The sequence below is a fragment of the Nostoc sp. DedQUE05 genome (genome assembly GCF_034530955.1).
In the GTDB taxonomy this organism is placed as follows: domain Bacteria; phylum Cyanobacteriota; class Cyanobacteriia; order Cyanobacteriales; family Nostocaceae; genus Nostoc.
The window spans coordinates 120463-131039 of the sequence record NZ_JAVRCB010000022.1; the positions used below are offsets into that span (position 1 = coordinate 120463).

The following is a 10577-nucleotide window of genomic DNA, read 5'->3' on the forward strand; positions in this document are numbered from 1 at the left end:
TAAAGCAAACGCTCCCCTATGCTTTGGGGAGAAGTTGGGGGTGAGGTGTTAGAGACTTTTGCAAGAGACTCCACTTGCTTTCATAACGGGAAGGTTAAGAGCGAACAAGTCAGTCGGGACGACCAACGTAGTGGCAACCCTGATAAAGGGGAAAGTGGTTGGGTCTTTGTGTATCTCATGTTGGCGTAGCCTCTGCCTCCAACACACTGTTCGCGATCGCACGAGAAGTTGAAATCTCCTGTATTTAACTTCCAGCAACTATTAATGTCTTGATTCTTCACAATTCTCGCCAATTTTATTTGATAAGTTTAAGGGAGAGTCAAAGCAACTATTGTTTTGAGTCTTAATTCCTTGATTGAAAATAAAGGAACGGCTTATGAATACTACGGTAAAATATGACATCCAAGTTATCAAAGAAGAAGCACTTCAACTTGTTAAAAAGAGACTTGTTAACCGTCAGCAGCCAATTTATACCCTTTGTAAATATATTCCTCATCGTGAGTGGATTAATTTTGAACTTGAGTTAGAAAAAAATGAATTTCTACTCAGAGATAGAATTATCGATTTACTGAATCACGAATCTTGGGAAGATGATTGAGGCTACATAAGGCTAAACCCTATTAGCTGCATCCCATAAAATCAAAATTACAAATTCATTTTTCAACATGAAAAACTCCCAAATTAATCGGGGGCTATAAGCAAGAGATTATTAAAGTAAGCAATAAATCTTGAGGGATAGCTTTGGTTTGAAAAGATAAGAGAACCATTGCTAGCGTCATAATTCTCTGTTAAATAAGTTGGCACAATAAAAACAAACTGTGTGAAGAAAAGTAAACAAGATTCAAACCCTTTTTCTACCTTCTTTATCTCAACAATAATTATTTACACCGAGCTACGGTGTACACGCAAGTTTTTGAGAGTTGTCCTACAAACTTATACCAATTTGAAAAATGATTGCGACAGATGGAAAACTGAAACACTTATCCAATGGATGTTTCACAATCTAAAATCTAAAATCGTTCGACTGAGCGTACCCGAAGTCTAAAATCCAAAATGGTATTACCATTGTCCTCTCGTTTGCCTACTCTGCATAGGAATGGTTAATTAGGGGTTGCTACCTCCAGTCAGACATAGCCTAACCTCAGAAGCAACCTCACGTCTTTGGCTGTGGGTTTGAGAAATTTTTCTGTTTTCTTTCTCTAAATGTGTCAATTAATACCTAAAAAATAGGCTATAGTCTCACATTCTTGAGCAATTAATTACTGAAATCAAGAAAAGCAATTAGACTAATCGGTTTCAGTAAATTGGATTAGGTAGATAACTCTTCTAGCCCAATCCATTCGGTAATCGATTGCCATTGGCTTGCGTAAACAATAGTACTTCTACGTTTTTCTTTCTGAGGCTTTCTAGGTAGTTTTCCCATGACAACATCAGCGAACGAACTGGATTCGTTCCGATTATGCCTATTATAAATAGGCATTTCCTGCCAGCAGTGACGACAAAACCAGTAAGTCTCTGCACCGCGTATATGTTCTAAAAGTAAACTTGAGCAGCAAGGACAGTAATTCATATTTTTCTCAAATCCTGTTCATAAAAGTGTTATTGCGATTCAGGGCAGCTATTTGAGAAGCCCGTAGATATTAAAAAGAAACTGTCTATATTTTGACTATAGTCTTTAAATATGAGGAAGTTGTGAGGATAGTCAAAATACTTAATGTTTTAGAAAAACTTATACACAATTGTTAAGTAATACTTTCAGGCTAATTTAGCGGTTTTTTCACAAGTTCCTCAAATTATCTTCGTATAAATTCTTATAACTATAAATGTGGGGCTTCAGAGCGGCGTTACTGCTAGCGTGCCACCTACTTATGAATAGAATAAAGAATAAACCAGTCAAATTCTTTTCCCTTCTGATTTATTGGCAGTTGATGCTGAGTTCGCAAAGTTCCAGTAGGGAAGATTACAAGTTGGGTATTGCTCGCTCAAGGCAGTGGCTCTTGAAGTTGCGAAACTTTCCCACATGACTGTCTCCTCTATGTTAAAGTGTTCCAAAAAATAAACGATCCAAAACCTGTCATTGTGAGCGTAACGTAGTGAAGCGAAGCAATCTCAAGTACTTTGCGATTGCTTCATTCTGCTTTGCTCCCGCAATGACAATTGGGCATTTTTTTAATTGGAGTACTTTTAGGGAAACCGTCTCCGGCAATGGCTCATTTTTTGTATTGTTTATTGAAAGTCTTGATAAAGTTTATTAAAAAAGCCGAAATTATGAACCTCTGTCAATGTTTGAGACCAAGGGTTTAATATTTGCACTCATCAATTAATTTCAAATATTTCACACTAATAAGACTATTAAAACTATCAATTAAGGTAATATCTTGAGATCGCCAATCATCTATCTATAAATTTGACAATAGAATGAGTTTGACGGCTGTAAAATTTTATTTACTTTCTAGTTTAGTTACTAACTTGTATTGCATGTATTAGGCATACTAATAGTTAAAGCCTGTATTTATCAATACAATTAATTTATAGTTGCTTTCTAGTTAATTTATGATTACATTTAGCCGCTTGCTAGTTGCTTGATAGTTATTCCGCCACAATAATTTCTGATGTTCAATAGCTGACTTCTTTTGCTGTTGCTGACTTCTGCTAATTTGTCCTGAATATCAAAAAGCTTATTAGGATTGATAAATTAACTATGCAATTTAACGATCGACTGATTAACTTACCTAGTTTAAATCACGTTATAAATTATTCCCCATTAACGATTAACCCTGATAGTTTTGTAATCGAAGCTATTTTATTGATGAGTCAACAAGGATGTATTAATTATGCATCTAGCAACTTAAATTCTTCGCTGAACTTAACTCTTCGGAATCAACCAAAATCTGGTTGTGTCTTGGTTATGGACGAAGGAAATTTATTAGGCATTTTTACTGAAAAAGATGTAGTTAGACTTATAGCTTCGAGAATAGATTTATCTGGGGTGACAATGGCTGAAGTGATGACGCAGCCAGTAATTACCCTTAGACAATCAGATTCTCAGGATATTTTCATCGCTTTATCGTTATTGCGTGAGCATCAGACTGGCTATTTGCCCGTTTTAGACGATCGCGGACAATTGGTAGGAGTGATTAACGAGACTAGCTTGCTACAAGCCTTTGACTTGGTAAAAATGGTTGGAGTCGTTGAAGGCTTGCAGCAATATTTACAAAAACCCAGAGATGAATTTAGCCAGGTTAATCAGTACACAGAGATACAGCAAGTGTGCTGCCAGACTCAAAATAACTTAAAGCTATGGGTTGAGGCACAATCGGCTGAAATTATGCAAGTTAATCAGGAGCTTCAGCAAGCCCTCGAAGAACTCCAGGTTGTGGAAGAAGAACTGCGCGAACAAAATCAAGAGTTGGCCGTTGCCCGCGAGCTAGTAGAATTGGAGCGTCAACGTTACCAGGATTTGTTTGAGTTCGCTCCAGATGCTTATTTGGTAACTGATACAGCAGGTATTATCCAAGAGGCTAACCGAGCAGCAGCAATCTTGCTGGCTGTACGCGAAAAATATTTGCTAAACAAACCATTAATTTTATTTATTCCTGAGCAAGACCGCCAAACTTTTAACACTCGACTAATTAATAAACAGCAGGAACAGAAGTGGGAAGCTTATTTAAAACCACGGGGAGGTACAGCTTTTCCGGCTAGTATTAAAACCGCGGTCATGTACGATTCAAAGGGTAAGCAAGTTGGCTGGCGCTGGTTATTCAGCGATATTAGCGAACGCTACCAGGCAAAAGAATCACTGCGCCAAGCTTACGAGGAGTTAGAACAACGAGTGGCAGAACGGACAGCAGAACTTGTGATGTCCAATGTGCTGTTGCAACAAGAAATTGCCATTAGCGAAGCTGCCCGAAGGGATCGCCAACGCGCAGAAATTGCATTACGCCAGAGCGAAAATCTCTATCGCCAACTCGTGGAAAGCCAAACTGACATAATTATCCGCATTGATTTGCAAGGGCAGATTACCTTTGCCAATGCAGCTGCTTGTCAAATTTTCGGTTGGAAACAAGATGAGTTTCGCCATCGGTCAATTTTCCAATTTTTTCATCCAGATGACTTGCCTGAAGCGATGGAAGATATGGCAGCTTTAGGATCTTCATTCCATCCCTTGATTAATCGTGAGCGACGTGCATTGACAGTCAATGGTATCCGTTGGTTTCAATGGAATGCGATCGCAATTCGTAACGACAAAAGAGAGGTTTTTGAAATCCAAAAGGTAGGCAGAGATATGACTGAACAGCAAGCTACGCTACACGAATGCCAAGTTGCCGAAGCAGCACTGCGCCAAAGTGAAGAGAAATTTCGCAAATTTGCTGAAAACACCCACGCAGTTATCTGGATTGCCAGCACAGATTCATTCCGAACCTTGTATGTTAGTCCTGCCTATGAAAAAATTTGGGGTCGCTCTTGCCAAAGTTTATTGGAGCGGCCTGAGTCTTGGATAGACTTTGCTCATCCAGACGATCGCGATCGCTTAACCATTGCAGCAAAGCAACAGCTTATTAATGAGTCGGTTTCAATAGAATATCGAATTTTGCGACCTGATGGATCGATGCGCTGGATATGGGATCGAGGCTTTGCTATCTATGATGACCAAGGAAAAGTTCAATACTATGGTGGCATCGCCGAAGATATCACCGAACGCAAACTGGTCGAAGAGTCACTGCAAGAAAGTGAAGCGCGATTGAGTTTAGCTACCGAAGCAGCCCAAATTGGCATCTGGGAGCGGAACCCGATCGCTAATACTGGTATTTGGTCTGCCAATATGGGGCCACTTTATGGTCTACCGAGCAACACCTTATGTCCAACCTATGAAGATTATCTTAATTTAATCTATCCAGAAGACCGCGAATCTGTGGCTGCGAGTATAGCGCGGATGATTGAGCAAGGAAAAGGATCTACGGAGTATCGAGTTGTCTGGCCCGACGGCAGCTTACACTGGTTAAACTGCAAAGGTCAGGTTTACTATAACGAAATCGGTCAGCCGATCCGGATCGTCGGTACAAATAGAGATGTCACTGAGCGCAAGTTGGCAGAACAAAAAATCTCTGAACAAGCCGCTTTACTTGATATTGCCACCGATGCCATATTAGTTCGAGATTTCCAGTCTCAAATCTTATTCTGGAATCAAGGTGCAGAGCGGATGTACGGTTGGCTGTCTACAGAGGCGATCGGAAAAAACCTCCAGGAGATTTGTTACACAGCAGGAACTCAGCAGCAATTGGAAGTACCCCTGAAAAGGGTAATTGAGAGTGGTTCGTGGCAAGGTGAGTTAAATAAAGTTACAAAATCTGGTCAGAAAATTATTGTGGAAAGCCGCTGGACATTGATGCGCGATTCTGCGGGAAAACCCAAATCCATCCTGACTGTTGACACTGACATCACCGAAAAGAAACAACTCGAAGAACAGTTTTTTCGCACCCAGCGATTGGAAAGCCTTGGCACTCTTGCAGGTGGAATTGCCCACGACTTGAACAATATATTGACACCAATTTTGGCAGCGGCTCAATTGTTACAGAGAGCATTGTTACAAGATGAGGAGCGTTCTGGGCAACTGTTGGCACTTGTAGAAACCAACGCCAAACGCGGAGCAGCTTTAGTAAAGCAAATCTTGTCCTTTGCACGAGGATATAAAGGAGAGCGGACAATTATCCAAATCCAATATCTGATTTCAGAAATTGTCCAAATTGCTAAACAGACATTTCCCAAATCTATTGAACTTTCCACGTTTATCCCAAAAGAAATTTGGGCTGTAAATGGAGACATCACGCAACTGCATCAAGTATTGATCAATTTGGTAGTAAATGCCCGCGATGCTTTACCGGATGGCGGTAATATCAATATTTCTGTAGAAAATAAGTTTATTGATGAAGCTTATACGCGAATGAATCTTGATGCCAAGGTTGGGCATTATATTGTGATTACCGTTGCCGATAACGGAATTGGCATACCGCCAGACATAATAGATAGAATTTTTGAGCCATTTTTTACTACAAAAGAGGTCAATGCAGGTACCGGACTTGGACTTTCAACAGTGCTGGGAATCATCAGAAACCACGACGGTTTTATCAAAGTGTCTAGCAATGTTGGTAGAGGCAGCAAATTTGACCTGTTTTTACCAGCAGTGGAAGCAACCCAAGCGTTCAACATAGAAGACCTGGATTTGCTTTCAGGAGAGGGAGAATTGATTTTGGTTGTGGATGATGAACCCCAAATTCGGGAGATCGCCACAATCATCTTGGAAAACCATAACTATAAGATACTAACTGCCAGTAATGGCATTGAGGCGATCGCGCTTTACGCCCAATACGAGCATCAAATCAATGCCGTATTGATGGATTTAATAATGCCAGAAATGGATGGAATCATTGCTATTCGCACCTTGCGAAGAATGAATATGCAGGTTCAAATTATTGCCTGTAGCGGACTCAACTCAATGGAAATCTTTGCTCAATCTGCTGAGGCTAATGTACAAGCAGTTTTATTAAAACCCTATACGGCCAGAGAATTATTAAAAACCTTACATAATTTATTCAGAGACTAGTACCGCAAGGCGGAATTAACAATTAAAAATTAAAAATTAAAAATTAAAAATGTATACAGCATAAGGGTTTCGTTGATTTGGAATGATTGGTTTATTTCCGCCTTGTATAGCAGTTGCCAGGTAGATTAGGACATAATGACAAGCGTAAATATCAGGAATAACAAGGTTTTTACCTCCTGCCTGGTTGTTGAGCGTAGTCGAAACACTGCCTCCTGCCTCCTGCTATATTAGGAGCGCAAGGCAAAAGTCAAAGGTCGCGTATGCTTTAATTTTGGGCTTTCTAGCTGTAATGAAATAGCGCGATCGCTTTTTCCAAACTATTGAGAACGAAATCAAACGTTTATCACAACTGATTCATGACCTGCTCGATCTCGGAGGCTTAGAGGATATTTGAAAAGTGGTATGTTGTGATTTTAATCGAATTATTACCCCCCTTAATCCCCCCGATGTATTGGGGGAAACAAGAAAATCCGGTTCCCTCCCAATATATCGGGGAGGGTTAGGGTGGGGTAAAAAATATTTGATACATTAATCACGACTTTTCAAACATCTTCTTAGAAGCAGGAATTACTCAACTCGAACAGCAAACTTTCTCACTGCGCGATCTGATTCACCATGCTCAATGCTCCAATTCTCTAGACTTTGATGATTTCCTCACAAGTTCCTCAAATTTCTTTGCTAGGGTTAAAGCTAGGGCAATGTCGGCAAAATGGAGTTAATCCGGCTGATGAACATTATTAGAGAAATTAATCGTGAGTTAGCGATCGCAGGACAAATTACACTAGCTCAGCTGCAACAAGTAGCTGATGAGGGTTATAAGTGTGTAGTTAATCTACGTTTGGCTGACGAAACAGGCTGGCTGGCTAATGAACGGGAAAAAACTGAACTTTTGGGATTGTATTATGTTAATTTCCCAACTGAATGTGAAGACATTAATCATCAAAGTACGCTCCAGATGTATCAGACTATCACTGAATTACCCAAACCGATTCTGATACATTGTGATAATTCAATTCGTTCAGCTGCAATAGTATTTTTGTATATAGCCCTAAAACAAGGTATAGACTTTGAAAAAGCACTGCAAAAAGTTATTAGTTTAGGTTTGATATCTAGAGTTTAGACCTTAACGCAAAAGATACTCTTTTGCCCTTTTCTCCCACTTCCTCATCCCATAGATTTGAAGTTCTTACAGTCTTTCATCCCAGAGCTAGACGCAAAGATTTTTATAGTAATTTACGATCGTTTGGGGAATATACCTCAGCAAACCGAAAACTGGAAAGAAAAATGAGGTTATTACCTAACTAAATTTCTGGAATTCGTCATCATGTATGAACTAGTTCAAGCTCTCTCCAACGGTGATGAGAAAACTGCTCTACATCAGTTGATTTATACGTTGAGTGCTTCAGGTAAGCATTACTTCCTAAGAAATGAGATTTTGCTCTTCTTTGCTGATTACTGTCATCAATCCCAAAAGCCAGCCTATTTTTACCACTCTTCTTCTGTTGGCAAACTAATACAATATACCCACGAAATCATTCTCGAAGAGGGAAGAACTTGGTTCGTGATTCGACCGAGGATTGCTAATCAACAAGTTTGGCAACTGACAGCCGACTTTAGTAAGTTCGAGCAGATGACGCCTCAAGCGCTGTTAGATGTGAGAGATCGTTTAGTCAACCGCTACCAACCTCATATCCTCGAAATCGACCTCCACCCCTTCTATGAGAGTTCTCCAAGAATTGACGATGCGAGAAATATTGGTCAAGGTTTAGCCTTTCTCAACCGTTACCTGTGCAATCAATTGTTGACTGACTCTGAATATTGGGTAGAAATGTTATTTAAAGCATTACATAGGCTGCAATGCAATGATATTCGCCTGTTATTGAGCGATCGCATTGACTCCGGTATTCAGTTAGCCAAACAAATTAAGCTAGCGCTCAAATTCCTAAGCGAGCGATCGCCTGATGAACCTTATGAAAAATTCCGCTTCGATCTCCAAGAACTCGGCTTTGAGCCGGGTTGGGGTAACACTGCGGCGCGAGTTTCTGAAACTTTAGAACTCCTCGACCGACTCATTTACTCTCCAGAACCTGCCATTTTAGAAGCTTTTGTGGCCCGCGTCCCCGCCATCTTTCGTGTCGTCCTCGTTTCTGTCCACGGCTGGGTTGGACAGGAGGATGTTTTGGGAAGAGATGAAACACTCGGTCAAGTTATCTACGTCCTCGAACAAGCTCGCAGCCTAGAAAACGAACTGCGCGAACAAATCAAACTCGCTGGACTCGATCAGCTAGGCATTAAACCCCATGTAATTATTCTGACTCGATTAATTCCTAACTGTGAAGGCACATTTTGTAACTTGCCCTTAGAAAAAGTCCAAGATACTGAAAATGCTTGGATATTGCGCGTTCCTTTTGGTGAATTCAATCCAGAGATTACGAATAATTGGATTTCTAAATTCGATATTTGGCCTTATTTAGAACAATTTGCTGTAGATGCAGAAAGAGAATTACTAGCTCAATTCCAAGGCAAACCTAATCTAGTTGTTGGAAATTACAGCGATGGTAATTTAGTCGCCTTTCTCCTATCTCGCCGGATGAAAGTCACTCAGTGTAACATTGCCCACTCCTTAGAAAAACCTAAATATCTATTTAGCAATTTATATTGGCAAGATTTAGAAGATAAATATCATTTTTCGGCACAATTCACCGCCGATTTGATTAGCATGAATGCAGCCGACTTTATCATCACATCGTCCTATCAAGAAATTGTCGGTACGCCTGATACCATCGGTCAATACGAGTCATACAAGTGGTTTACGATGCCGCAGTTGTATCATGTAGTTGATGGCATTGATTTGTTTAGTCCTAAATTTAACTTCGTGCCGCCGGGAGTAAATGAAAATCTTTTCTTTCCCTACAGCCAAAAAGAAAAGCGAGATCCTAAACTTTGCACAGAAGTTCACGACTTACTCTTTAGCCGCGAAGATCCACAAATTCTTGGTTATTTAGAACGCCCCAATAATCGCCCAATCTTTGCCCTTGATACCATCAATTCAATCAAAAATTTCACTGGTTTAGCTGAATGTTTTGGTAAAAGTCAAGCGTTACAAGAGCGTTGTAACCTGATTCTATTAACTACTAAACTGCATTTACACGAAGCTAGCAACCCAGAAGAAGCAGAAGAAATTCAAAAACTCCACGACATTATCGACCAATATCAACTCCAAGGCAAGATTCGCTGGGTGGGGATGCGTGTTCCTAGCCGGGACATCGGCGAAGCCTACCGAGTAGTTGCAGATTCTCAAGGAATTTATGTCCATTTTGCCCGTTTTGAATCCTTCGGTCGGAGTATTTTGGAAGCGATGATTTCTGGCTTGCCAACTTTTGCTACTCAATTTGGCGGTTCTTTAGAAATTATCGAGAACAAAGAAAACCAATTTAATGTTAATCCTACAGATTTAGAAGGAACAGCAACGAAAATTTTAGACTTCCTTGAACAATGCGATACTCATCCTGAATACTGGCACGAAGTTTCAGAATGGATGAGTCAGCGAATTCATCACAAATATAATTGGCATTTACATAGCAATCAATTACTACTGCTTGCGAAAATGTTTAGTTTTTGGAACTTTGTTGCTCCCGAAAATAACGAAGCTAGAGATCGCTACATGGAAACCTTATTTCATCTCATTTATAAACCTAGAGTCGAAAAGATTTTGGAAAAACATCAGGGAGTGGGGAGTGGGGGATGAGGGGGATGAGGCAATACGGTGCGGGTTAAGATCCCCCCGCCTACGGCGACCCCCTTAAAAAGGGGGTAAATAGGAGGAAAAGCCCCCTTTTTTAAGGGGGTTGGGGGGATCTCCGAGAGCCAAATATACTAACCGAACCGTATTGGGGGATGAGGGGGATTAGAGACTTGTTCATCCACCTCTGAACTCCGTTAATCCACCTCTGAACTCCGTTAATCCACCTCTGAA

The 10577-nt window shown here is 40.4% G+C and carries 5 protein-coding genes; 4 read left to right on the forward strand and 1 reads right to left on the reverse strand.

The genetic code is table 11. The features are described 5' to 3' along the window. Positions 1-80: 80 nt before the first annotated feature. The gene (locus tag RMZ42_RS18025) at positions 81-281 is read right to left on the reverse strand and encodes a hypothetical protein (RefSeq protein WP_322672667.1); all 201 of its coding nucleotides are present in this window, start codon (positions 279-281) and stop codon (positions 81-83) included. Between the two features lie 95 nt (positions 282-376). On the opposite strand from RMZ42_RS18025, the gene RMZ42_RS18030 reads away from it, so the two are divergent. From RMZ42_RS18030 to RMZ42_RS18045, 4 genes are all read left to right on the forward strand, one after another. Further along, positions 377-598 (forward strand): DUF4327 family protein, encoded by a 222-nt coding sequence (locus RMZ42_RS18030; protein WP_322672668.1) that lies wholly within the window; start codon positions 377-379, stop codon positions 596-598. Positions 599-2701: 2103 nt separating this feature from the next. Then, positions 2702-6601, forward strand: a complete 3900-nt coding sequence (locus RMZ42_RS18035; RefSeq protein WP_322672669.1) for a PAS domain S-box protein — start codon at positions 2702-2704, stop codon at positions 6599-6601. A gap of 727 nt (positions 6602-7328) precedes the next feature. Next, entirely contained in the window at positions 7329-7721 is a 393-nt protein-coding gene (locus tag RMZ42_RS18040; protein WP_322672670.1) for a beta-lactamase hydrolase domain-containing protein, read from the forward strand. A gap of 204 nt (positions 7722-7925) precedes the next feature. Then, positions 7926-10349, forward strand: coding sequence for a sucrose synthase (locus RMZ42_RS18045; protein WP_322672671.1), 2424 nt, complete (start codon positions 7926-7928; stop codon positions 10347-10349). Positions 10350-10577 lie beyond the last annotated feature (228 nt).